At 55.7% G+C, this 22,699-nt stretch carries 22 protein-coding genes; 19 read left to right on the forward strand and 3 right to left on the reverse strand.

Translation table 11 applies throughout. The features are described 5' to 3' along the window. Nucleotides 1–174: 174 nt before the first annotated feature. The 11 genes from nrdH to U738_RS06695 all read left to right on the forward strand — a co-directional run bounded on the left by nrdH (nt 175) and on the right by U738_RS06695 (nt 9,748). The gene (nrdH, locus tag U738_RS06645; protein ID WP_035578578.1) at nt 175–396 is read left to right on the forward strand and encodes a glutaredoxin-like protein NrdH; all 222 of its coding nucleotides are present in this window, start codon (nt 175–177) and stop codon (nt 394–396) included. A 9-nt stretch (nt 397–405) separates the two neighbouring features. Beyond that, entirely contained in the window at nt 406–840 is a 435-nt protein-coding gene (gene nrdI, locus U738_RS06650; RefSeq protein ID WP_035578580.1) for a class Ib ribonucleoside-diphosphate reductase assembly flavoprotein NrdI, read from the forward strand. Further along, nucleotides 822–3,029: a class 1b ribonucleoside-diphosphate reductase subunit alpha gene (gene nrdE, locus U738_RS06655; protein WP_081899049.1), complete on the forward strand. Its 2,208-nt coding sequence runs from the start codon at nt 822–824 to the stop codon at nt 3,027–3,029. Before nrdI ends, nrdE begins: the two co-directional genes overlap by 19 nt. A gap of 105 nt (nt 3,030–3,134) precedes the next feature. After that, a complete protein-coding gene (gene nrdF / locus U738_RS06660; RefSeq protein ID WP_007114779.1) occupies nt 3,135–4,106 on the forward strand; it encodes a class 1b ribonucleoside-diphosphate reductase subunit beta in 972 nt (323 codons plus the stop codon). Nucleotides 4,107–4,154: 48 nt separating this feature from the next. Then, nucleotides 4,155–4,556, forward strand: coding sequence for an NUDIX hydrolase (locus tag U738_RS06665; RefSeq protein ID WP_035578582.1), 402 nt, complete (start codon nt 4,155–4,157; stop codon nt 4,554–4,556). Between the two features lie 211 nt (nt 4,557–4,767). Continuing rightward, nucleotides 4,768–5,550, forward strand: coding sequence for a DUF3450 domain-containing protein (locus U738_RS06670; RefSeq protein WP_035578584.1), 783 nt, complete (start codon nt 4,768–4,770; stop codon nt 5,548–5,550). Nucleotides 5,551–5,597: 47 nt separating this feature from the next. Then, entirely contained in the window at nt 5,598–6,944 is a 1,347-nt protein-coding gene (locus tag U738_RS06675) for a MotA/TolQ/ExbB proton channel family protein (RefSeq protein WP_035583255.1), read from the forward strand. 1 nt (nt 6,945) lies between these two features. Next, nucleotides 6,946–7,488, forward strand: coding sequence for a MotA/TolQ/ExbB proton channel family protein (locus U738_RS06680; RefSeq protein ID WP_035578586.1), 543 nt, complete (start codon nt 6,946–6,948; stop codon nt 7,486–7,488). Then, nucleotides 7,481–7,888, forward strand: a complete 408-nt coding sequence (locus tag U738_RS06685; RefSeq protein ID WP_035578588.1) for an ExbD/TolR family protein — start codon at nt 7,481–7,483, stop codon at nt 7,886–7,888. The genes U738_RS06680 and U738_RS06685 overlap by 8 nt, the downstream gene beginning before the upstream one ends. Next, entirely contained in the window at nt 7,885–8,649 is a 765-nt protein-coding gene (locus U738_RS06690; protein WP_035578590.1) for an energy transducer TonB, read from the forward strand. The genes U738_RS06685 and U738_RS06690 overlap by 4 nt, the downstream gene beginning before the upstream one ends. Before the next feature lie 4 nt (nt 8,650–8,653). Continuing rightward, nucleotides 8,654–9,748 carry a hypothetical protein gene (locus U738_RS06695; RefSeq protein ID WP_035578592.1) on the forward strand — a complete coding sequence of 365 codons (1,095 nt, stop codon included), beginning with the start codon at nt 8,654–8,656 and terminating at the stop codon, nt 9,746–9,748. 63 nt (nt 9,749–9,811) lie between these two features. On the opposite strand, the gene xthA is transcribed toward U738_RS06695, so the two are convergent. Next, a complete protein-coding gene (gene xthA / locus U738_RS06700) occupies nt 9,812–10,639 on the reverse strand; it encodes an exodeoxyribonuclease III (protein ID WP_035578594.1) in 828 nt (275 codons plus the stop codon). After that, on the reverse strand, nt 10,639–10,896 hold the full coding sequence (locus U738_RS06705; RefSeq protein WP_035578596.1) for a hypothetical protein: 258 nt from the start codon (nt 10,894–10,896) through the stop codon (nt 10,639–10,641). Before U738_RS06705 ends, xthA begins: the two co-directional genes overlap by 1 nt. Nucleotides 10,897–11,040: 144 nt before the next feature. Here U738_RS06705 and rhlB point away from each other — a divergent pair, with 144 nt between their 5' ends. Next, complete coding sequence (gene rhlB, locus U738_RS06710; RefSeq protein ID WP_035578598.1) at nt 11,041–12,315, forward strand: ATP-dependent RNA helicase RhlB; 1,275 nt, start codon at nt 11,041–11,043, stop codon at nt 12,313–12,315. 5 nt (nt 12,316–12,320) lie between these two features. Further along, complete coding sequence (dinG, locus tag U738_RS06715; protein ID WP_035578600.1) at nt 12,321–14,450, forward strand: ATP-dependent DNA helicase DinG; 2,130 nt, start codon at nt 12,321–12,323, stop codon at nt 14,448–14,450. A 46-nt stretch (nt 14,451–14,496) separates the two neighbouring features. On the opposite strand, the gene U738_RS06720 is transcribed toward dinG, so the two are convergent. Next, a complete protein-coding gene (locus U738_RS06720) occupies nt 14,497–15,573 on the reverse strand; it encodes a 3-deoxy-7-phosphoheptulonate synthase (RefSeq protein WP_035578602.1) in 1,077 nt (358 codons plus the stop codon). 360 nt (nt 15,574–15,933) lie between these two features. On the opposite strand from U738_RS06720, the gene rpoE reads away from it, so the two are divergent. The 6 genes from rpoE to lepA all read left to right on the forward strand — a co-directional run bounded on the left by rpoE (nt 15,934) and on the right by lepA (nt 22,698). Next, nucleotides 15,934–16,533, forward strand: a complete 600-nt coding sequence (rpoE, locus tag U738_RS06725; RefSeq protein ID WP_035578604.1) for an RNA polymerase sigma factor RpoE — start codon at nt 15,934–15,936, stop codon at nt 16,531–16,533. A gap of 306 nt (nt 16,534–16,839) precedes the next feature. Then, nucleotides 16,840–17,568 carry a sigma-E factor negative regulatory protein gene (locus tag U738_RS06730; protein WP_035578607.1) on the forward strand — a complete coding sequence of 243 codons (729 nt, stop codon included), beginning with the start codon at nt 16,840–16,842 and terminating at the stop codon, nt 17,566–17,568. Nucleotides 17,569–17,623: 55 nt separating this feature from the next. Further along, on the forward strand, nt 17,624–18,673 hold the full coding sequence (locus U738_RS06735; RefSeq protein ID WP_035578609.1) for a MucB/RseB C-terminal domain-containing protein: 1,050 nt from the start codon (nt 17,624–17,626) through the stop codon (nt 18,671–18,673). A 34-nt stretch (nt 18,674–18,707) separates the two neighbouring features. Beyond that, a complete protein-coding gene (locus U738_RS06740; RefSeq protein ID WP_231896718.1) occupies nt 18,708–19,187 on the forward strand; it encodes a SoxR reducing system RseC family protein in 480 nt (159 codons plus the stop codon). An 82-nt stretch (nt 19,188–19,269) separates the two neighbouring features. Further along, nucleotides 19,270–20,685, forward strand: a complete 1,416-nt coding sequence (locus U738_RS06745; RefSeq protein ID WP_035578613.1) for a DegQ family serine endoprotease — start codon at nt 19,270–19,272, stop codon at nt 20,683–20,685. Nucleotides 20,686–20,880: 195 nt separating this feature from the next. Beyond that, nucleotides 20,881–22,698, forward strand: a complete 1,818-nt coding sequence (lepA, locus tag U738_RS06750; protein ID WP_035578615.1) for a translation elongation factor 4 — start codon at nt 20,881–20,883, stop codon at nt 22,696–22,698. The last annotated feature ends 1 nt before the right edge of the window (nt 22,699 follow it).

Raw genomic sequence — 22,699 nt, forward strand, 5'->3', positions numbered from 1 at the left:
ATTGCCTGGGATAACGTGGGGCATTAGTTGTCAATATCCTGTGGATGAAAAATACCACATATGCTTGAATTGATTTTCTATTGGTCTATATATAGTATGCGTTGTATCTTCTAGAGGGGGCGGGCACTAGATGTGCTCTACCCGAAAAATGCCGCTATGAAAAGGAAAATAGCCATGGAAATCCAAATTTATAGCAAGCCAGCTTGTGTTCAGTGTACCGCGACTTACCGCGCGCTAGACAAGCAGGGGCTTGAGTACACCGTCATCGATATTACCGCTGAATCTGGTGCCCAAGAAGAAGTTGAAGCGCTGGGCTATCGCCAGCTTCCCGTCGTGGTAGTCGGCGAAGATCACTGGTCGGGTTTCCGTCCAGACCGTATTCAAGCGCTGGCTTAAGTCATCTAAATGCTGGCAAGTTGCACATCCGCGCCTGCGGCCGGCAGTTTGGTGTACTTCTCTACTAAATCAGGCAATACCCATCGTTTTGTAGAAAAGCTTGGTTTTGCCGCAAAGCGACTGCCGCTGAATCGAGACGAGCCTGTTCCACGTGTCACCCAGCCGTATATTTTAATTACCCCTACTTATGGTGGGGGAAGTGAGCAGGGTGCGGTGCCCAAACAGGTAATCCACTTTCTCAACGACACGCATAATCGGGGCCTCCTGCGGGGGGTCATTGCAGCGGGCAATACTAATTTTGGCGAAGCCTATGGCCTTGCTGGTCGCATTATCGCCAAAAAGTGCAACGTGCCGCTGCTGTATCGATTCGAACTGTTTGGCACCGACGACGACGTGGCCAACGTCCGCAAAGGAGTAGAAGAGTTTTGGAAACGACAAGCCTAGCCTCTAAAGACACAGCCTCTAAAGATTTAGCCCCTAAAAATGTTGAGGCAAAACGGCCTGCGGCTACTTCTGAAGCGCGCACGCTGGATTACCACGCCCTCAATGCCATGCTCAACCTGTACGGGGCCAATGGCGAGCTGCAGCTGGATAAAGATCGTGAAGCGGCGCGGCAGTACTTTTTGCAACACGTTAACCAGAACACAGTGTTTTTCCACTCGTTAGAGGAAAAGCTCGATTACTTAGTAGAAGAGCAGTACTACGAAGCAGAAATGCTAGCCCAGTACAGCTTCGCCTTTATCAAGGCGCTGTTCGAGCAGGCCTATGCGTATAAGTTTCGCTTCCCCAGTTTTTTGGGCGCTTTTAAGTACTACACCAGCTATACGCTGAAGACGTTTGACGGCAAGCGCTACTTAGAGCGTTACGAAGACCGCGTCTGCATGGTCGCGCTGACCCTGGCGCGGGGTGACGAAACGCTGGCGAAGTCGCTGGTGGATGAAATTATTAGCGGCCGTTTCCAGCCTGCGACGCCGACCTTTTTGAACTGTGGTAAGCAGCAGCGCGGTGAGCTGGTGTCGTGCTTTCTGCTGCGTATTGAAGACAATATGGAGTCGATTGGCCGGGCGATTAACTCCGCCCTGCAGCTCTCCAAGCGTGGCGGCGGCGTGGCGTTCCTGCTCAGCAATATTCGTGAGTCGGGTGCCCCCATCAAGCGCATCGAAAACCAATCGTCGGGCATCATCCCGATTATGAAATTGCTGGAAGATGCGTTCTCCTATGCTAACCAGCTGGGGGCGCGTCAGGGTGCCGGGGCGGTGTATCTCAACGCTCACCATCCGGATATCCTGCGCTTTTTGGATACCAAGCGTGAAAACGCTGATGAGAAAATTCGTATCAAAACGCTTTCGCTGGGCGTGACGATTCCGGATATTACCTTTGAGCTCGCCAAGCGTAACGACGATATGTACCTGTTCTCGCCCTACGATGTCGAGCGCGTTTACGGCGTCCCCTTTGGCGATATCAGCGTTACCGAGAAGTACCATGAAATGGTCGCCGATGCGCGTATCCGTAAGCACAAGATTAATGCGCGGGCATTTTTCCAGGTGCTGGCCGAGCTGCAGTTTGAGTCGGGCTACCCCTACCTGATGTTCGAAGATACGGTTAACCGCGCCAATCCAATTGCTGGCCGCATTAACATGAGTAACCTGTGCTCTGAAATACTTCAGGTGAATACGCCTACGGAGTATGACGACGACTTGGGTTACCGCCATATTGGCCAGGATATCTCCTGCAACCTGGGCTCCATGAACATAGCCAAAGTCATGGACTCAGGCGATCTCGGCACCAGCGTGGATATCGCCATTCGCGGCCTTACCGCCGTTTCGGAAATGAGCAATCTGCGCAGCGTTCCGTCGATTGCCGAAGGCAATGCGAAGTCCCGGGCGATCGGCTTGGGCCAGATGAACCTGCACGGCTATTTGGCGCGTGAACATATCTACTACGGTTCTGATGAGGGCTTGGATTTTACCAATCTCTATTTCTATTGCGTGGCCTTCCATGCAATCCGCGCGTCGAACCGATTGGCCATTGAGCATAAAGACACCTTCGCAGGTTTTGCCGATTCTACCTACGCCTCGGGTAGCTTCTTTGATAAGTACACCGATCAGGCGTGGTTGCCGCGTACCGAAAAAGTACGTGGGCTGTTCGAGCGCAGCGGTATCGCGCTGCCGACTCAAGACGATTGGCAGGAGCTTAAAACCTCGGTCATGGCCCACGGTTTATACAATCGTAACCTGCAGGCGGTGCCGCCGACGGGCTCGATCTCCTATATCAACAACTCCACCTCCAGTATTCATCCGGTGGCGGCGAGAATCGAGATTCGTAAAGAGGGCAAATTAGGGCGTGTTTACTATCCCGCGCCTTTCCTGGATGAAGCCAATTTTGACTATTTCCAGGACGCCTACGAAATTGGCCCGGAAAAGATCATCGACACCTATGCGGAAGCTTCGCAGCACGTCGATCAAGGCCTATCGCTGACGCTGTTCTTCCCGGACACCGCAAGCACCCGGGATATCAATAAGGCGCAAATTTACGCCTGGCGAAAGGGTATCAAAACGCTTTACTACATCCGCTTGCGTCAAAGTGCGCTAGAAGGCACCGAGGTGGAAGGCTGTGTGTCGTGCACGCTGTAATCGCGCCGACGCGTTAGGTTTTTTTGAGCGTTAGTTTTTATAACCCTGCTTATATAACCAAGCTTTGCTAGCCCGGCTGTGATGGCCGGGCTTTGAGAGAGTGATATGAACACCATGCAACGTTTATCGCGGGTTGACGCGATTAACTGGAACCGACTCCAGGATGATAAAGACCTGGAAGTGTGGAACCGCTTAACGAGTAATTTTTGGTTGCCCGAAAAGGTGCCGCTGTCTAACGATATTCAGTCATGGAACACGCTGACAGAAAAAGAAAAACAGCTGACGATTCGCGTGTTTACGGGTCTCACACTGCTCGATACCATTCAGAGCAGCGTCGGTGCACCGGTATTAATGGAAGATGCCCGCACGCCTCACGAAGAGGCGGTTTATACCAACATCGCCTTTATGGAGTCGGTGCACGCGCGCTCCTACAGCTCGATTTTCTCGACACTCTGCACCACCCGCGATGTGGATGATGCCTTTCGCTGGAGCGAAGAGAATCCCACGCTGCAGGCAAAATCCCAGCTGATTCTGGAGCGCTACCGCTCGGATGACCCGCTGATGCGCAAAGTTGCCAGCGTTTTCCTTGAGTCGTTTCTGTTCTATTCTGGCTTCTACCTGCCGATGTACTGGTCAAGCCATGCCAAGTTGACCAACACCGCTGACCTGATCCGTCTCATCATTCGCGATGAAGCGGTACACGGCTACTACATTGGCTACAAATTCCAGCAGGCAATGGCGGAAGCGACACCCGCGCGTCAGCAGGAAGTGAAAGATTATGCCTACGAGCTGCTGTTGGAACTGTACGACAACGAAGTGCGTTATACCGAGTCGCTGTATGACGAGGTAGGCCTGAGTGAAGACGTGAAAAAATTCCTTCACTACAACGCCAACAAAGCGCTGATGAACCTAGGCTTCGAGCCGCTGTTCCCCAGCAGCGTCACCGATGTGGATCCGACCATCATGGCGGCGCTGTCACCCAACGCCGATGAGAACCACGACTTCTTCTCCGGCTCCGGTTCCTCCTACGTCATCGGCAAAGCCGTCGCCACCGAAGACGACGACTGGGCGTTTTAATATCACCGGAAGTTATGGGCATGAAGTCATGGTCATAGAGGAGGATGTATGTCAGCTAGCGAAGCTAACCTATTGAAGATCGCCGCTGCCGTAGTGAGCGACCCCGATGGGCGTTTGCTATTAGTGCGTAAGCACAATACGTCTTTCTTTATGCAGCCCGGCGGCAAGATCGATGCGGGGGAAACCGCTCTAAGGGCGCTGTGCCGTGAGCTGAAGGAGGAGTTGGGCTTGCAGGTTAATGAAGATCAACTGATTCCGCTAGGCGTGCACAGCGCTCCCGCCGCCAATGAGCCGGGCATGGCGCTTGAAGCGCACCTGTTTAGCCTGGTTATTGATGAGCCTGTCGAAGCGGCGGCTGAAATCGCCGAAGCAAGATGGGTCACCCGTGAAGAGGCTTGGCAGCTACCGCTGGCGCCGCTGACAAAAGAGTACGTAGTAGTGAAGCATTGAAGTTGAATATTGTGATAAAGGGCGCCGATGGGCGCCTTTTTTGTGCGAGCAAGGTAAGCAAAATCGATTGATTGTTAATGATAAATATTGTCATTTCTTCTATTAGTGGTAGGCTATGGCCCGTAAAAGATAAACGCAAATCGTTCTGATACCCAATTAGTTTCTAGTTGGGCGGTGTCCGCCGCCCGCTACTCAGTGACGGAGAGTCGACGTGCTGAACAGGCCTTTCTTTGCCTTGCGTGGATGGTGGCTAGCGGGAGTGCTGGCCAGTGGCACGCTGTTGGCAAGTGAACAAGCAGTGGCTCAAGCGGCCGAAAGTGTCGAAGCCCAGCAAACCCAGGCAGCGCTTCAAGAGCAGATAGACGCTGCCGATGAGCAAACCCGCGAACAGTTGGAAGAGCTACGTCGTTTAGAGCGTGAAACCCGCCAGTTAGAGGCTGATAATGCTTCGCTGACAGGACGCTTGGCGGAAGAGGCTGAGCGCCAGCAGCGGCTGGCGACTGCGCTGGATACGTTGGAAGAGACCCGTGCCGCGCTGCCTGTCATTGAACAAAATATGTCGGTGCAGCTTAGCCAGTGGATCGAACGTGACCTGCCATTTCTGCGCGAAGAGCGGTTGGCACGGGTTGAGCGTCAGCCCGACGAGCAGGGTCAAAATACCATTGAACGTATCAACGGACTGCTCGAAGCGTGGCGAGTTGAGCTTGATTATGGTGAGGAGATGGACAGCTGGCGGGGGCGTCTAAGTCAGGATAGCCGCGAACGCGAAGTGGATTTCTTGCGCATTGGGCGTATCGGCTTTTATTACCTAACCCCTGACGGCCGTGAAGGCGGTGTGTGGAATGCTGAAAGTGGCGCATGGGAGCCGCTGGAAGATGAATACCTGCGTGAAGTGCGCAGTGGGTTGCGCATGGCGGAAGATCAGCGCGCTCCGGATCTACTCACCTTGCCGTTCTCGATCAGTGCCAATGACCTGCAGGGAGAGCAGCCATGAGTCGTTTCAGCCTAACACTTAACCGCCAACCCGCTAGTCGCCTATCCATGCGTCGGCTAACGCTTCGCCAACTTGGCTATGCCTGCGTTGTATTGGGGCTGGTAGCGGTCAGTGGCGTATCAATGGCGCAAACCGAGAGCGCGACTTCGCTGCGGGAAGCCCGTGAGGCGGCGCAAGCGCGAGACCAGCAGCGGTTAATGCGCTTTCTTGATGATCAGCAAGCATTAGAGTCCGCACTGGAAGAGGCGCGCGCCGAGCATGAAGAGGCCCAGCAGCAGCATGATACGTTAGCGGCTCAGCAGGCAGAGCAAACAGATCAAGCCAGCGAGCTAAGCGAGCGCCAAGCGGAGCAGGGCGAGGCGCTTTCAGGTCTGCTCGCAAATCTTGCCCGGCATAGCTCCGAGATTCGTAATTCGCTGGGTGAAGAGAGCCTGCTCACCTTAGAGGTGGGGTCACTGCCGCCGCGCTTGGATGAAGTCGAAGTGCTGGAACGCCACCAGTTGGAAGATGTAGTGGATCATTTAGCGGCGTTAACCGCGCGCACCGGGCGCGCCGAGCGGCTTTCAATGCCGGTCGCTGATGCTAGCGGTGAAGTGACCACCCGCGAGTTGGTGAGGCTGGGCAATTTCGCTGCCTTTACCGCGAGCGAGCTTTTAGAACGTGGTGAAAGCGATGGCAATCTCGTCGTGTTGCCGCGTACGCCCGATGCCATTGGCGGTTTACTGGCGAATTACTACCAAGGCGAAAGTAACGTGATGGCGTTGGATCCTACCCAGGGCAGCGTACTGGAAGCTTTGGCCCAGCAGCCCAGCCTATGGGAGCGCTTCCAGCAGGGCGGCTATGTCGGCTACGTGGTCGTGGCACTGGGTGTTTTGGGGATGATAATTGGGCTTGGCCAATACCTCTATCTGGTGCTGGTCAGTCTGCGTGTTAAACGTCAGCGTCACTCCCTTGATCAACTGCAGGCCAATAACCCGCTGGGGCGGGTACTGCTACGCTTTGAAGGCATGGACAAGCATCAAACCCCTGAAGCGCTAGAAGCGCGGCTGGACGAAGCAGTATTGGCCGAGCTACCCAAGCTAGAGCGCAGTCAGCCGATGGTGAAACTGCTTGCAGCTATTGCTCCTCTGCTCGGTCTGCTGGGGACAGTGACCGGCATGATCGTTACCTTTCAGGCTATTACCGTGTTTGGCACCGGCGACCCGCAGCTAATGGCGGGCGGTATTAGCCAGGCGCTGGTTACCACCGTGTTGGGTCTAATTACCGCTGTGCCGTTGCTGTTCGTGCAAACAGCGCTGGCAGGCCGCAGCCGCTACTTAACCCACGTGATTGAAGGGCAGGCGAGCGCCACATTGGCGGATCACCTGGAATCACACACACCTGTGGTGAACTAACATGTCCACACTTCCTCTCTGGCTCGAACCCGTTGAGCGCTTAGTGGAGGCGGGTGGTGCGGTACTGGTGGTTTTGGCCGTCGTGGCCGTATTGGTGTTTGCCATGGCCATGGAGCGATGGTGGTACTACCGGATTACCTGGCGTATAGCGCGGCGACAATTGCTACGTCGCTGGGCGGCGCGCAGCGATCACACCAGTTGGAGTGCGCGTACGCTGCGCCAGGTTTGGGCAGAAGCATTGGTCGCTAGGCTGCGCAAACCCTTGCCATGGTTAAAGCTGTTGGTCGCGTTGTGCCCTTTGCTGGGGTTGTTAGGCACGGTAACGGGCATGATTAGCGTGTTTGATAGCCTTTCGCTGAGCGAGACCCATCAAGCCCGTGCCATGGCAGACGGCGTCGCCCGGGCGACGCTGCCGACCTTAACCGGCATGGCCATTGCCGTGGTAGGACTGTTATTTATTAGTCGTTTAGAGCACGTCATTCGTCGCGAAGACCAGCGGCTGCATGATCGCTTGGCGCGGGCACTGGAGGAAAGTGATGCGTAGACGCCGTTCCATAGATGCGACCGCTGAGAGTAATGAGGTGAACCTGACGCCCATGCTCGACGTGGTTTTTATCATGCTGATTTTCTTTATCGTCACCACCAGCTTCGTCAAAGAGAGTGGTGTCGAAATTGAGCGACCTGAATCCAGTGCCGCCACGCCGCGCCCTGATGCTCAGGTGCTTGTCGCGGTTTCCTCCGAGGGCGCTGTGTGGGTGGATGGTAGCCCGGTAGATGTTCACCGGGTTGGGCAGCAGGTGGCCGATATGCTGAGTGAAGATGGCTCAGTGGTTATCCAGGCGGATCGCGAATCGACCACGGGCTTGCTGATCGAAGTGATGGATCGCCTACGTGAGGCGGGGGTTGACCAAGTGGCGGTGGCGGCGAGTCGGAGTGGGTCATGATGCGCCACCTTCTGTCGTTGTTGGGGGGCGTTGTGCTGGCGGTGGGCTTATTCTGGCTGCTGGCGCAGCTGGTTGCCCCCCCTGAGCGGGAGCCCGAAGAGCTGACCATGAGTATGGCGATGAAGATGGTTGAAGCGCCGGAAGTTGCCCCTGAGCAGGAGGCGCCCACGCCGCAGCCTGTAGAAGCGGCACCCCAGCAGGCGCCGCCGCCCATGCCAGCCCCCAAGCCACCGCCAGTCACTGAGAGCACGATTAGCTTGCCGGAAGTAGAGCTGCCGGATGAGCCCGTTGAGCCGGTTGAAATGGATAGTCAGCTCCCCGAACTGACGGAAGTGACGCCGGAGCCTCGGCCAGAGCCTACTCCCGAGCCTGCGCCGGAACCGCCGCCACAAGAAGTGCCCGCTGAGCCAGCGCCTGCTTCAGACGCAGTAGAGAGTGAGCCCGCCGAGCGCGAAGCCGCGCCGGAAGCTGAGCCTGCTCCTTCTAACGAGCCGGTCAGCGTTGGCCAAGCGACGCCGACCAGCCGGGTCAACCCAAGCTATCCGCCACGTGCACAGCGGCGGGGTATGGAGGGTTATGTAGAAGTGGCCTTTACGATTCAGCGCGATGGCAGTGTTGATAGTTCCTCCATTCGCGTCACCAATGCGCAGCCAAGCCGGGTGTTTGATGATGCCGCGCGTGACGCGATTGCTAAGTGGCAATTTGAACCCAGTGATCGGTTACGCAATGCCACCCAGCGGATCGAGTTTCAGTTGAGGTAGCGGTATGCAGCGTCATTTATCGGTTTTATTGCTCAGCATGTGTTTAATACTAACCACGTGGTCCTTCTCGGCGCTGGCCAGCCCTGCGCTACAAGGCGGTGTGATTGACGATCTCAATACGCTCCAGGCCCAGCTACAAGATGGAGCGTTATCCAGCGTTGTAGAGCGGGCGACCGCACAGGCCGAGCGCCTGGCGCCGGGGAACCAATCGGATCAATGGGCCAGCGCGCTCTATCAACAGCTGGCGGCAGGCGCCTTGGCGCGCCAGGATCAGCACGCAGCGGCAGCAGATCGGTTGGCGATTGCCCGTGGTTTAAATGGTGTTGATGACGCCCAGGCGGCTCGCTGGCTACGTGAGGAGGCCTCCCTGCGACGTGCTGCGGGCCAGCGTGATCATGCCATTGATCTGCTCAGTGAGTGGTTATCCAGCCATCAGGATAGTGATGCCACCTGGCAGTTAACCCGGCTGCTGGCGCAGCAGGAGCGCTGGGACGAAGCCGCGCAGTGGCTTGATCAGGCGCTTGAGCAAGAGCCTGCCATTAATGAAGGGCTAAGCGAAGCGCAACAGGCGCTGGCGCTTGTCATCTATCGCAACGCTGGGCAAGGTGGTCGGGCCCTAGGGTGGTTGCTTGACGGTTTAAATACGCAGAGTGAAGCCGCCGAATGGCGTCAAGCCGCGGGGCTTGCCCAGCAGGCTGGTCAGTCGGGTGTAGCCGCTGGCCTGTGGGAGACAGCATGGCAATTAGGTAAATTAACCGAGCAGGAAGATTTTTGGCTGTTGATTCAACTCCATCTGGCGGCAGGTACGCCCGCCCGCGCGGCTGAACACCTAGAACTGGCGTTGAATGAGGGCGATATTGTTCGCGATGAGTCCAATCTACGCATGCTGGCCAGCGCCTGGCGACAGGCTAAAGACATTGAGAAGGCTTTGAGTGCTTGGCAGACGTTAGCGTTGCATACCCAAACAGCCGCTGACTGGCGAAGCTATGGCCAGCTCGCTTATGCCTGGGGTGAAAATAACCAGGCAAAGCAGGCGTTTGCCCGCGCCTCGTCGTTAGGTGACGAGGAGGCGGAGCAGTGGCTGGCCAGTTTCAAGTAGGTAAGGCTAATGTAGGAAGTGCTATGTCTCAGGTGCTATGTCTCAAGTGCTATGTCTCAAGTGCTATGTCTTAAGCGTAAGAGCGAAGTCACTCCAAGTAGGCGCATGATCGGAAGGCCGCTCCATGCCGCGCAGGTCGTAGTCGATGCCCGCGTTGGTGGTCTGCTCGGCTAGCGGCTTGGTAACTAGAATATAGTCGATACGTAGGCCGCGCTTGGGCTCCTGGTTAAACCCTTTTGAGCGGTAGTCGAACCAACTGAAGCGGTCATCGCTGTGTGGATGGCAGAGACGATAGCTGTCGGATAGTCCCCAGGCTTTAATGCCTTCCAGCCACTCGCGCTCAATGGGCTGAAAGCTGGTTTTGCCTTCGCGCAGCCAGCGCTTACGGTTGGCATCACCAATGCCGATATCCTGGTCTTGCGGTGAAATATTAAAATCGCCCATGATCGCCAGCCGCTCGTCAGGGCGGTGCTGTTCGTTAAGCAGCCGCGCTAGCTGACCATAAAAGTGCTCTTTATGGGGAAATTTGGTCGGGTGAGTGACGTTTTCGCCCTGCGGGAAGTAGCCGTTCCACACCGTCACCGGTTCGCCATCTTCGGCCAGCAGGCGGACGCCAATCATGCGGCGCTGGGCGTCTTCCTCATCGTCGGGGAAACCGTAGAGCACCTCTTGGGGCGCCTGACGGCACATTAGGGCAACGCCATAGTGGCCTTTTTGGCCGTAATAAAAGACGTGGTAGCCCATGGCTTCCACGTCTGCGATAGGAAACTCGCTGTCTTGTACTTTGGTTTCCTGCAGGCCAATTACGTCAGGCTGCTGGGTGTCGATCAATGCCTGTAACTGGTGAAGACGGGCACGAATACCGTTAATATTGAACGAAACCAAGCGCATTACGAGTCGTCCCCCTGAGGCTTGTTAGCACCGCTATCCGTTTTGTCAGGGTGAATAGCGATATCTTGACCACTCTGCTGACGGGCGAGTTTTCGCACTGCCTGCAGTTTGCGCTGTTGCTGCTTTTTAGCCACAAAACGGCGCGAAGGGGCGACTTGATCAGGGTTGTCGTGGCGCCATTTTTTGTAATCCTTGCGTCGACCGGTACGAATAGTCACCTTGTCGGCCAGTGAACGAGTTTTTTTCTTACGCGTCATGTCGCGCTCCTTACGTCGATTTAACGGCTATTCTAACAGGCCTTGGGACTCCTTCGACAGCAGGACGCGCTCTTATCGCCAAGCCCTGGTACAATGCGCGCTTCATGATGCCAACTTCCACAGCAATGGACAGATAGACAGCCTATGAGCGAGTCGGAACAGACCACAGCCCCGGCCCAGAATCGCAAGCCAAAACGCCGCCGTCGTAAACCGCGTCGTCGCCAGTCGAACTGGGATCTTCGTCAGTTTCAGGTGCCTGCCGTGGCCGGCAAGTGGCGCTTTCATGACTTTGATCTGCCGCTGCCCTTAATGCGCGCGATTCATGCCCAAGGGTTTGAATACTGCACGCCTATTCAAGCTGAGGCCCTGCGCCAAACGCTGCTAGGTGGCGACATTGTCGGCAAAGCGCAAACCGGAACCGGTAAAACCGCGGCCTTTTTGATCTCGGTGATGGCCTACTTCCTGGAAGAGCCAACGCCCAATGGGCAAAAGCCGGGCGCGCCGCGGGCGTTGATTATTGCGCCTACCCGCGAGCTGGCACTGCAGATCGAAAAAGATGCCAAAGCGTTAGCACGGTTCACACAGCTCAACGTGGCGAGTGTGGTCGGCGGCATGGACTACCAGAAGCAGCGTGAAAGCCTGGGCAGCAAGATCGATATTCTGGTGGCAACGCCAGGGCGGTTGTTGGATTTCCACCAGAAGCGCGATATCGACCTCAATGAAGTTGAAGTATTGGTGCTGGATGAAGCTGACCGGATGTTGTCGATGGGCTTTATTCCCGACGTGAAGCGGATTATTCGCTACACGCCGAAAAAAGAGGAGCGTCAGACCTTCCTCTTCTCGGCCACCTTTACCGAAGACATCTTGAATCTTGCCAGTCAGTGGACGTTAGACCCAGCCCACGTCGAGATCGAAGTGACCGTTGAGAACCAGGCGGATATCGATCAGCGGGTGTACTTGGTGTCCGATGACGACAAGCAGCGCTTACTGGTGAATCTGCTTCAGCAGGAGAGCTTTGAGCGTGTCATGGTGTTTGGCAACCGCCGTGATTTGGTGCGTAAGCTGGATGACCTGCTTAAAAAAGCCGGTGTCAGTGCTGCGATGCTGTCGGGTGATGTGCCCCAGAATCAGCGCATCAAAACCCTGGAAAGCTTCCGCGAAGGCGAAATTCAGGTATTGGTCGCCACCGACGTGGCTGGCCGTGGGATCCATATTGAAGACGTTAGCCACGTGATCAATTACACCCTGCCCGAAGACCCGGAAGACTACGTGCACCGTATTGGTCGTACCGGCCGTGCTGGCGCCAAGGGTGTGTCGATCAGCTTCGTCGGTGAAGAGGATGCCTTCTCGCTGCCGGAAATCGAACGCTATATCAACGACAAGCTGCCCTGCGTGCATCCGCCGGAAGGTATGCTCTAAGTCGCATGCTCGATACAGCCCTCAAAAGCGAGATTCAAGACGCTTACCGTCGCGTGGTGGACACCCTTGAGCTGACCCCACGCTACGGACAGCGCATGATGATCGCCGAAATCGCCCGGACGCTGGGTAATATAGAGAGCGACGGCGAGGGTAAGCGAACCAGCGATACCCATGTCTGTGTGCTTGAAGCAGGCACCGGTACTGGCAAAACGCTGGCTTATCTGATCGCCGCCTTGCCGATCGCGAAAGCGCGCGGCAAGCGGCTAATCATCTCGACCGCGACGGTTGCGCTTCAAGAGCAGGTGCTCAACCAGGATCTACCTTCGCTGGCCAGCCATAGTGGCCTTGCCTTTCGCTACGCGTTAGCCAAAGGGCGGGGGCGTTATGTGTGTGTCGCGCGGTTAGATCAGGCGCTGGAGGGGAGTGAACCCAACCCGACGCTGTCACTGTTTGAGCAGTCTCTGCAAACCCAAAGTAGCGACTTCAATGTCATTGCCAGTGATATGGCGCAAGCCTATGGGCAGGGTGAGTGGGAAGGGGATCGCGACAACTGGCCCGAGGCGATTGAGGATGCCCACTGGCGCAGGCTGACGGTGGATCACCGCCAGTGCACGGGACGACGCTGCGGGCACTTTGGCGCCTGCGCGTTTTTTCGTTCCCGCCGGGAGCTTGAAAATGCCGATGTAATCGTCGCCAACCACGATCTTGTGCTGGCTGATTTGGCCTTGGGTGGCGGCGCGATTCTGCCTGACCCAGCAGACTGCATTTTCGTGTTTGACGAAGGTCACCACCTGCCGGAGAAGGCGCTTTCTCACTTTGCCCACCGCTTTGCGGTGCACGGCTGTTTGCGCTGGCTGAAAACGCTGAGAAGCAGTTTGACCGACCTTCACCAAGCGTTGGCCATTCAGCCAACGGTGTCTCGCCTGTTGGTAAGCTTGCCAGAGCTGATCCATAACCTGGAGCCCGCTCTGGGTGATGTATTTAGCATGGGGCATCAGCTGGCGGGGCGGCCCAACGGTTTGGCTGATGAAGAGGCTACCCATCAATCGCGCTTTGAGAAGGGCCAAGTGCCCGATGCTTTGCGTGAGCAGGCGCAGCAGCTATTGGTGATGTTTGCTTCGCTAGCGCGCTGTCTGGAAAGCATCAGCGATATTCTGCGTGAAAGCCTTGATCCCGATAAGCAGACCGGCCTTGACCGTGAGCAGGCGGAAACCTGGCTGCCGTTGGTGGCACTGCTACACGGGCGAGCGTTAGAGGCGCATGCACTGTGGCAGGCGTTTAGCGAGCAGGACGTAGCTAATGAAGCGCCTAGCGCCCGCTGGGTCACGCTAAGCCGCGTAGCCGGCGAGCCGGAGGTTGAGTTTTCAGCCAGCCCGGTGTCGGCGGCGCATACTCTGGCCAAGCACTTATGGGGGCGCTGCCATGGCGCCGTCGTCACCTCGGCGACCTTGACCGCCCTGGGACGCTTCGAGCGTCTTCAGGAACGGGCAGGGTTGGCCAATCGCTACCGCTACCAGGCGTTGCCTAGCCCCTTTGATTACGCCAATGCGGTGTTGCGCGTGCCCAAAGAGGCCACCGACCCCAGTGATAGGGACGCACACGAACGCGCCATCGTCACGTTTGTGTCGCAACTCGCCGACACCGAGGCGGCACTGGTGCTGTTCTCTTCCCGAGCTCAACTGCGGGCGGTGGATAAAGCGCTGCCCGCAAGTGTGAAGGAACGCGTGCTTGCCCAGGATGCGCTGCCTAAGCGTGAGCTTATTGAGCGCCATCGGGCGGCGGTGGATAAAGGGGCTGGTAGTATTATCTTTGGTTTGGCGAGCTTCGCCGAAGGAATCGATCTACCTGGTGATTACCTGACCCATGTGGTGATTACGCGACTGCCCTTTGCAGTGCCCGACGACCCCGTGGGCGCGACACTAGCCGAGTGGATAGAGAGCCAGGGCGGCAATGCGTTTATGCGCATTAGCGTGCCCGATGCGTCTATCAAACTGGTACAGGCTTGCGGGCGTTTGATTCGCAAAGAGAGTGATCGCGGGACGATCACAATATTGGATAAACGGGTGATTACCCGCCGCTACGGGCAAGCACTGTTGGATGCGTTGCCACCGTTTCGGCGCGAAATTAGCCGGTAATGAAAAACCCCGCCGTAGCGGGGTTTTGCAGGTGTTGAACGCAGTGTTATTTGGCAATGCGCTTAGCCAGGGTGGCGGCCAGCTTCTCGTTCATGCGATTGAAGGTTTCCACCGTGGTGTCCCAGTCGATGCAGGCATCGGTAATCGACACACCATACTGCAGTTGGCTGAGGTCTGCGGTTAGTTTCTGATTGCCCCAGCCAATGTTGGATTCAACCATCAAGCCGATAATGGAAGTGTTGCCTTCCAAAATCTGGTTGGTGACGTTTTCAAGTACCAGCGGCTGTAGCGCCGCGTCTTTATTAGAGTTGGCGTGGGAGCAGTCGATCATAATGTTGGGCGATAGCTTGGCCTTCTCAAGCTCTTTCTCAGAAAGGGCAACGCTTACACTATCGTAGTTGGGCTTGCCGTTGCCGCCGCGCAGGACGACGTGGCCGTAGGCATTGCCGCGGGTGCGAATGATCGCCACCTGGCCTGCCTGGTTAATGCCCAGGAAGTTGTGTGGGCTGGCCACGGACTGGAGTGCATTGATCGCCACATCCAGGCTGCCGTCGGTGCCGTTTTTAAAGCCGACCGGGCAGGAGAGGCCAGACGCCATTTCCCGGTGAGTCTGCGACTCAGTGGTGCGGGCGCCAATTGCTGACCAACTGATGCAGTCTTGTAGGTACTGGGGCGAGATGGGGTCGAGTGCTTCGGTGGCTAGCGGTAAGCCCATTTCGGCCAGATCGACCAGCAGTTTGCGGGCGATATGCAGGCCCTCATCGATCTCAAAAGAGTCGTTGAGGTGCGGGTCGTTGATCAGACCTTTCCAGCCCACTGTTGTGCGCGGCTTTTCAAAATAGACGCGCATCACGATATACAGGCTGTCGCTGACTTGATCAGCCAGCGCGCGCAGGCGGCGGGCGTAATCAAGCGCGGCTTCCACATCGTGGATTGAGCACGGGCCGACGACGACTAAGAGTCGCGGGTCGTTGCCATCCAGGATATTCTGAATGGTTTGACGACCTTCAATTACGCTGCGCTCTGCCGCATCGGTTAACGGCACGGCATTTTTGAGCGCTTCTGGGGTGGTGAGAACGTCTTGAGCGAGGACGTTAAGGTTATTAACCTGCTGTTCTGACATCTTGCTACCTGTGCTTGCGCGATGGCTGAAAAAAAGTGAGGGGCGATAAAAGTGGCACCTACTATCGCTTGTCGAGCAGGTAAAAATCAATTGCTGTGGAACTATAGCGGCATTAAAAGTGTCAGCCGCAGGGTTTTGCGAAAGGGGCTAAGCGCTTGATACGCTGCAAAGAACGCGCAACACTGGCCGCATATCGTTATAAAATGCAGCAACATACTCGGGCGATGTATTCGCTCTTTTACTAACTCTATTATTAATCAATGCCCAAGGGACGCTATGCTGCTTGCTGTGAACGCCCATTTGTCAGGGCTAATAGGAATGGGGCTCGGCGCACGCCGTACGAGCTGGAGGAGCGTGTGAATGGGCACTCGGGAAACAGACCAACAGCTTGTTGAACGTGCCCAAAAAGGTGATACGCGCGCTTTCGATCTGCTGGTAAAAAAGTACCAGCATAAAATTATCGGCCTGATTGGTCGTTACGTTCATGATCACTCTGAAGTTCAGGATGTGGCCCAGGAGGCATTTATTAAGGCATATCGCGCCTTGGGCAAGTTTCGCTCAGAGAGTGCGTTCTATACCTGGATGTACCGCATCGCGATTAACACGGCGAAAAACTATCTGGTCTCACGGGGAAGGCGCCCGCCGGGAAGTGATCTGGATATCGTCGATGCTGAAATTATCGACCAAAGCGGAAGGCTGGCCGATTCAGAGTCGCCGGAAGCGGCGATTGCCAGAGACCAGCTAGAAGCTGCGGTTTATCAAGCAATTGAAAACCTGCCGGATGATCTACGCACGGCGATTACTCTGCGTGAGCTGGATGGCCTTGCTTACGAAGATATAGCGCAGGTCATGCAATGCCCGGTGGGCACCGTGCGTTCGCGGATTTTCCGCGCTCGCGAGGCGGTTGATGAACATATCCGGCCATTAGTATCCACCGCGCGGAACAGTCGCGATGAGTAGTGGTCAGTAGAGGGTAGGCAGCATGGTCGCCATAGGACGCCGAAATAAAGGTTTTATCTTTTTTTGTGAACTGTCTGGCATGTAAGGCGTCATAAAGCCTGACTATCTTGATGAGTACGTTCGATGTATCGATAAATGATATATCAATGTGCAAAGCGTCATGAGCTTAGCGTTGCAGACTAATGGGGGTTGGTAATTTATTAGTGTGTGGCGGAGTCTTGGCCTTGGAAGTCGTCGGAGTGGTGGTGCGCAGAATGATGGCCCATCACCCCAGTACTTCTTTTAAACAGTGTGAGGGTGTGAAGTATGAGTCAAAACACACGGGAATCACTTTCGGTGTTAATGGATGGCGAAAGTGATGAGCTTGAGCTTCGCCGAGTGTTGAAGGCACTGCCTAATGATGACGATGCCGCAGATACTTGGCGCCGTTATCACCTTGCCCGCAGTATGATGCAGCGCGAGCAAGGCGTAGATGTAAGCGTTGACCTTTCGGCGGGTATTATGGCCCGTTTGCGCGACGAGACTGCGCCAATGATGCAAGACGCTGAGCCTGTGGCTCACCGTGCGGGAGGTATATCGTTTGCCCGAGGTGCCGGGGTTGCGGCTGCAGTATCATTGATGGTGATCACTGGCGTTCAGTTCTTTGGCAATGACTCATCCGTTCGCCAGGGCAGTAGTGACATTGCGACGACAGCGTCTGGTTCCAACGGAGCTACCCAAGTGCAGCCCGTTAGTCTGGCGTCTCAGTCGGCAATGGCTACGCGTGCTGACATGCCCATGTTTGAGCCAACGCCGTTTCGGCTTAGCGGCCAATCAGGTCAAAGTGGTCTAATGAATATTAGCGAAAGTGGCTTCTCGGCTCAGACGCCTCAGGGAGTAACCGCTTCCCAAGGTACTAATATTGATATCGAGCAGATTGGCTTACTGCAGTCTTATTTAGAGCAGCACACTCAGAGTGCCGCCTACGGCAGTGGCGACAGTTGGATGCCGCTGATGCGTTCATCGGCAGTTACTGAGCCTTTAGGCCAGCGCTAAACCGAATGTCGCTCTATTTTGATGGTGCATGTTAGGTGAGTAGGGAGTGCGCAACATGATGGTTCCCCAGCGAGCTAAGCGCGCATGGGTGCTGGCAGTCGTCATCGGTACGCTCCCTTTTCAAACGCATGCGGAAAACGCCGATAGTGCTTCATCGGCCAATAGTCCCTCAGCAACCAGCACGCCTTCTGGCAACCATGCGGGCTACGAGTGTGCATTGGAACCCGAAGCGCAGCCCAGCAGCCCAACGCAGTGGCTGGAGCGTGGTTTGTGGGCCAGCCACTGTTATGCCTTTCAGGCCAGAGCGGTGGCTATCGATGCCGTTGATGTGCGCACGCTGGCGCTTTCACACCGTATTCAAGACGGCATTCGTCAACAGGTGGTTCAGTATTTAGACGGCCCCTCTGTCAGCATTGAGCGCCGCTCGCCAGTGGGTCGGTTGGCCTGGACCGAAGAGCATAGCAACGGTGAATTACCTTCGCCTGCAAGGTGGGCGGCTCATCTTGAGAAATATTACGCTATTGAGCTAGAGGATGACGCCCGGGTAGCTGGTCGAGACGCCGTCAAACTGGTTTTTAAGCCTGTCGATCAATGGCGTTTTTCTCATGAGTGGTGGTTAGACCGGGATACCAGCCTGCTGCTTAAGCATGTGCTCAGTGATCAGCAAGGCCAGATCATTGAAACCTTCCAAATTACCCAGCTCCAATCACCCCAAAAGTATACCGGTAGTGTTAGAGCGAGTACGCCCAACGTTATTCCCAATACTCCTTGGCATGCCACTTGGTTGCCCGATGGCTTTGTTGCGCAGCCGGTTTCCTTGGCTGGTGATAAGGGCCATCAGCGTGTCTACAGCGATGGTTTAGCCACGGTGAGTATTTTTGTAGAGCCTCTCGCCTCTGAAGAAACGACCGCCTTGCAAGAAGGGGTGCAGCAGTTGGGCGTGTCGGCCGTTGCTATTGAGCACACTATTACCGCTGAAGGGCGCTGGCAACTGATAGCCATTGGTGAGCTGCCGGTAGCAACATTGCAGCGAATTGTACGCTCAATTACCTTCGACCTCCTTGAAGGTGAAGTTCATGAGAGTGACGATGAGGCTGAACAGTAGTGTTGGTTATTGTTTCATGGCGAGAAGATAGCTGATGACTTCCGTACACTGTGCTTCTCAGCTGAGTACCCCTCTGCTTCGCATGGGCACGACTGTTGACTATTTCCCTTTCGGTTGTGCACCGAGAGGACTTATCGTAGAAATTTCCGCCCAACAGGGCTGTGAGCAGTGTGCTCAAGGGCGAGGGTGCGGCATTGGGTTGCTGGCGCGCCAGCGCAGCCAGCGCATTGCCGTCACGCTTCCCCCCAACGTGCACAGCGCTGAGCAAAGCTATCCGTTAGGCAGCCAAGTCACTATCAGCCTGCCGCGTGCCTCTGTCACGCTGCTGGCTTTTTGTGTTTATGGGCTGCCGTTATTGTTAGCCCTGTTGCTATCCGGCCTGGTCTCGTTCGTCAGTACCGCAATCTGGCTGGCGCCGCTGGTCTTTTTTATTGCCTTGGCGGGCGGAGCGTTGAGTATTAAATGTCTAATGCGTGAGCGTGGGGAACGCTTTCGCCCACGCTTGGTCAATTAGTTCGTCAATTTGGTTCTCCAGCATCTCGCTGTGAGTTGTTGATCTGCCTTCGATTACTATTACATTAAGTAGGAGCTCTTGCATGAAGCGCTTGATTCTCCCTTCCACGCTCTGGATCTGTGTGGTGGCCTTGCTAACGTTTGGCCAAGCCGCCAGCGCACAAGGTTTACCTGATTTCACCGAGTTAGTTGAAGACGCCGCCCCAGGGGTGGTGAATATCTCGACCAGCCGAACGATTCAGCGCAGTAGCGCGCCTAGTTTCGGTGGGCAGGAAATTCCGGAAATTTTCCGCCATTTTTTTGGAGAGAGCTTTGGTGACAGCTTTCCAGCACCACCTGGCAACGGGCAAGGGCGGACGGAAGAGCGTCAATCGTTAGGTTCGGGGTTCGTTATCAGCGAAGATGGCTACGTGATGACAAACGCTCACGTGGTGCAAGATGCCGATGAGATACTGGTGCGCCTCAATGATCGTCGCGAATTGAGTGCGGAAGTGGTCGGCAGCGATCCGCAAACCGATGTGGCATTGCTTAAAATTGACGCAGATGACTTGCCTACGCTCAATCTAGGCGACTCGGACGAGCTCAAAGTCGGCGAGTGGGTGGCGGCTATCGGTTCCCCCTTCGGATTTGATCACTCGGTTACTGCGGGCATCGTTAGTGCGATTAATCGCACCTTGCCGCGGGATGCGTATGTACCTTTTATTCAAACCGATGTGGCGATCAACCCCGGCAACTCCGGTGGCCCGCTGTTTAACTTAGACGGGGAAGTGGTCGGTATTAACTCGCAAATCTTTACCCGTAGCGGCGGCTTTATGGGCGTGTCGTTTGCTATCCCTATCAATGTGGCTATGGATGTGGCCGAACAGCTGCGTGAAGGCGGACGGGTGGATCGTGGTTGGTTAGGCGTCATGATTCAGCCTGTGTCTGAGGATCTGGCCGAATCTTTTGGGATGGAGAGTGCGATTGGCGCTTTGATTGCTGACCTTGATCCCGAAGGCCCCGCGGCCCAAGGTGGGCTGCAGGCCGGCGACGTGATTCTTGAGGTCAATGGCGAAGAGGTTGAGCGTTCAAGCTCACTGCCGCGCCTAATCGGTAAAGGCGCACCAGGCACCGAGGTGGAACTCACCTTAATGCGTGACGGCGAAGAGCTGACCGAGTCAGTCGAGTTGGGTAGCTGGCCAGATGCCGAGCAACAGCCAGGGCAGGCCAGCAGCAATAATCAAGCCCGGCTTGGCGTGATGGTCGCTGAAATTGATGACGCAACGCGCGAGCAGCTGAATATTCCCGGCGGCGTAGTCGTCCGCCAGGTAGAGTCCGGCAGCGTGGCCGCTGACGCAGGTATTCGCTCAGGAGATGTGTTGGTGAGCATCGATCATCGCAGCGTTTCCTCGTCCGATGAACTGGTAGAGATTGTCGAGGCGTTGCCCACTGATCGCGCTATACCAGTACGTCTGTTCCGTGATGGGCGTTCACTTTTCGTAGCGCTGCGTCTGGAATAACCCGCCTATTTTCACTCCTGGTTCGGCGGTTCTCGCCGGACCGCTGTTCCTAGCCTGCGCATATCGCTACAATAGCGGATATCTTTTTGTCGGAAATGGCCCTTATTTTTAAACGGCAGCTGTTTTCGAGCTTTGAACTCTCGAAGCGGCCTGCTAATGCGGTCGCTTGCGTACCACTAAGGCAGAACAGACTCGATGTCCCAAGACGTTCCCAACGGAAAGCTTAAGCACATACGCAATTTCTCTATTATCGCCCACATCGACCACGGTAAATCGACGCTCTCTGACCGCTTGATTCAGACTTGCGAAGGGTTAACCGAGCGTGAGCTTAAAGAGCAAGTGCTCGATTCTATGGACATCGAGCGCGAACGTGGTATTACCATCAAAGCGCAGTCGGTTACGCTGGATTACACCGCTGCAGACGGTCAGGTTTACCAGCTGAACTTTATCGATACGCCAGGGCATGTTGACTTCTCTTATGAAGTCTCGCGTTCGCTATACGCCTGTGAAGGGGCGTTGTTGGTTGTCGATGCCGCACAAGGGGTAGAGGCACAGTCGGTGGCCAACTGTTATACCGCTATCGAACAGGGACTAGAAGTTCTGCCGGTACTCAATAAAATCGATTTGCCTCAGGCGGATTGCGACAAGGTTTCCCAGGAGATTGAAGAGATTATCGGCCTGGATGCCACCGACGCCTGCCAGGTCTCGGCCAAAAGTGGCTTGGGCATTGATGCCTTGCTAGAGCGCTTGGTGCGCGATATTCCGCCGCCCAAGGGCGACCCGGAAGCGCCGCTGCAAGCACTAATTATCGATTCCTGGTTTGATAACTACCTTGGTGTAGTTTCGCTGGTTCGTCTGTTTGATGGCACGCTGCGCAAAGGCGATAAGATCCGTATTAAATCGACGGGCCGCGATTGGGGCACCACTGAGGTGGGGATTTTTACCCCGCAGCGTAAGCAGACCGGTATTCTGCGTGCAGGTGAAGTCGGCTTTATTGTCGCCGGTATCAAAGAGATTCACGGCGCACCGGTGGGCGATACCATTACCCACACCAAAACGCCAGATGTCGCGCGTCTGCCTGGTTTCCAAAAAGTAAAACCGCAGGTGTATGCCGGCATGTTCCCGGTCAGTGCGGATGATTACGAAGACTTCCGCGATGCGCTTGAGAAGCTGGCACTTAACGATGCCTCGCTTGCCTACGAGCCGGAAAACTCCGATGCCCTTGGCTTTGGCTTCCGGGTGGGCTTTCTGGGCACGCTGCATATGGAGATCGTCCAGGAACGTTTGGAGCGTGAGTATGATATTGATCTGCTTACCACCGCGCCGACGGTTGTCTATGAGCTGGCGATGAAAAATGGCGATATTACCTATGTCTCCAACCCCTCAAAGCTACCCGACATGGCCGACGTAGATGAAATGCGTGAGCCGGTGGTGCGCGCCAGTATTCTGGTTCCCCAGGAGTATGTGGGGAACGTGATCACCGAGTGTGAGCAGCGCCGGGGTACGCAACTGGATATGCAGTTCCTGGGCAACCAAATTCAGCTAGCGTACGAGTTGCCCATGTCGGAAGTGGTCATGGACTTCTTTGACCGCTTGAAATCGATCTCCAAGGGCTACGCTTCGCTTGAGTACAACTTCGAGCGCTTTGAAGAGGCCAAATTGGTGCGTCTCGACGTGCTGATTAATGGCGACAAAGTCGACGCGTTAGCGGTGATTATTCACCGCGATCATGCCCACCAGCGTGGTCGTCTCCTGGTCGAAAAAATGAAAGAGCTGATTCCACGGCAGATGTTTGACGTGGCGATTCAGGCGGCGATTGGTGGCCAAGTGGTGGCACGATCCACCGTGAAAGCGCTGCGCAAAAACGTGACGGCTAAGTGTTACGGCGGTGATGTCAGCCGTAAGAAAAAACTGCTCGAGAAACAGAAAGCGGGTAAGAAACGCATGAAACAAGTGGGGCGCGTGGAAATTCCCCAGGATGCCTTCCTTGCTGTGCTCAAGGTTAACGACTAGG

Origin of the sequence: Halomonas sp. TG39a, from assembly GCF_000744395.1 — a bacterium.
GTDB classification, from domain to species: domain Bacteria; phylum Pseudomonadota; class Gammaproteobacteria; order Pseudomonadales; family Halomonadaceae; genus Vreelandella; species Vreelandella ventosae_B.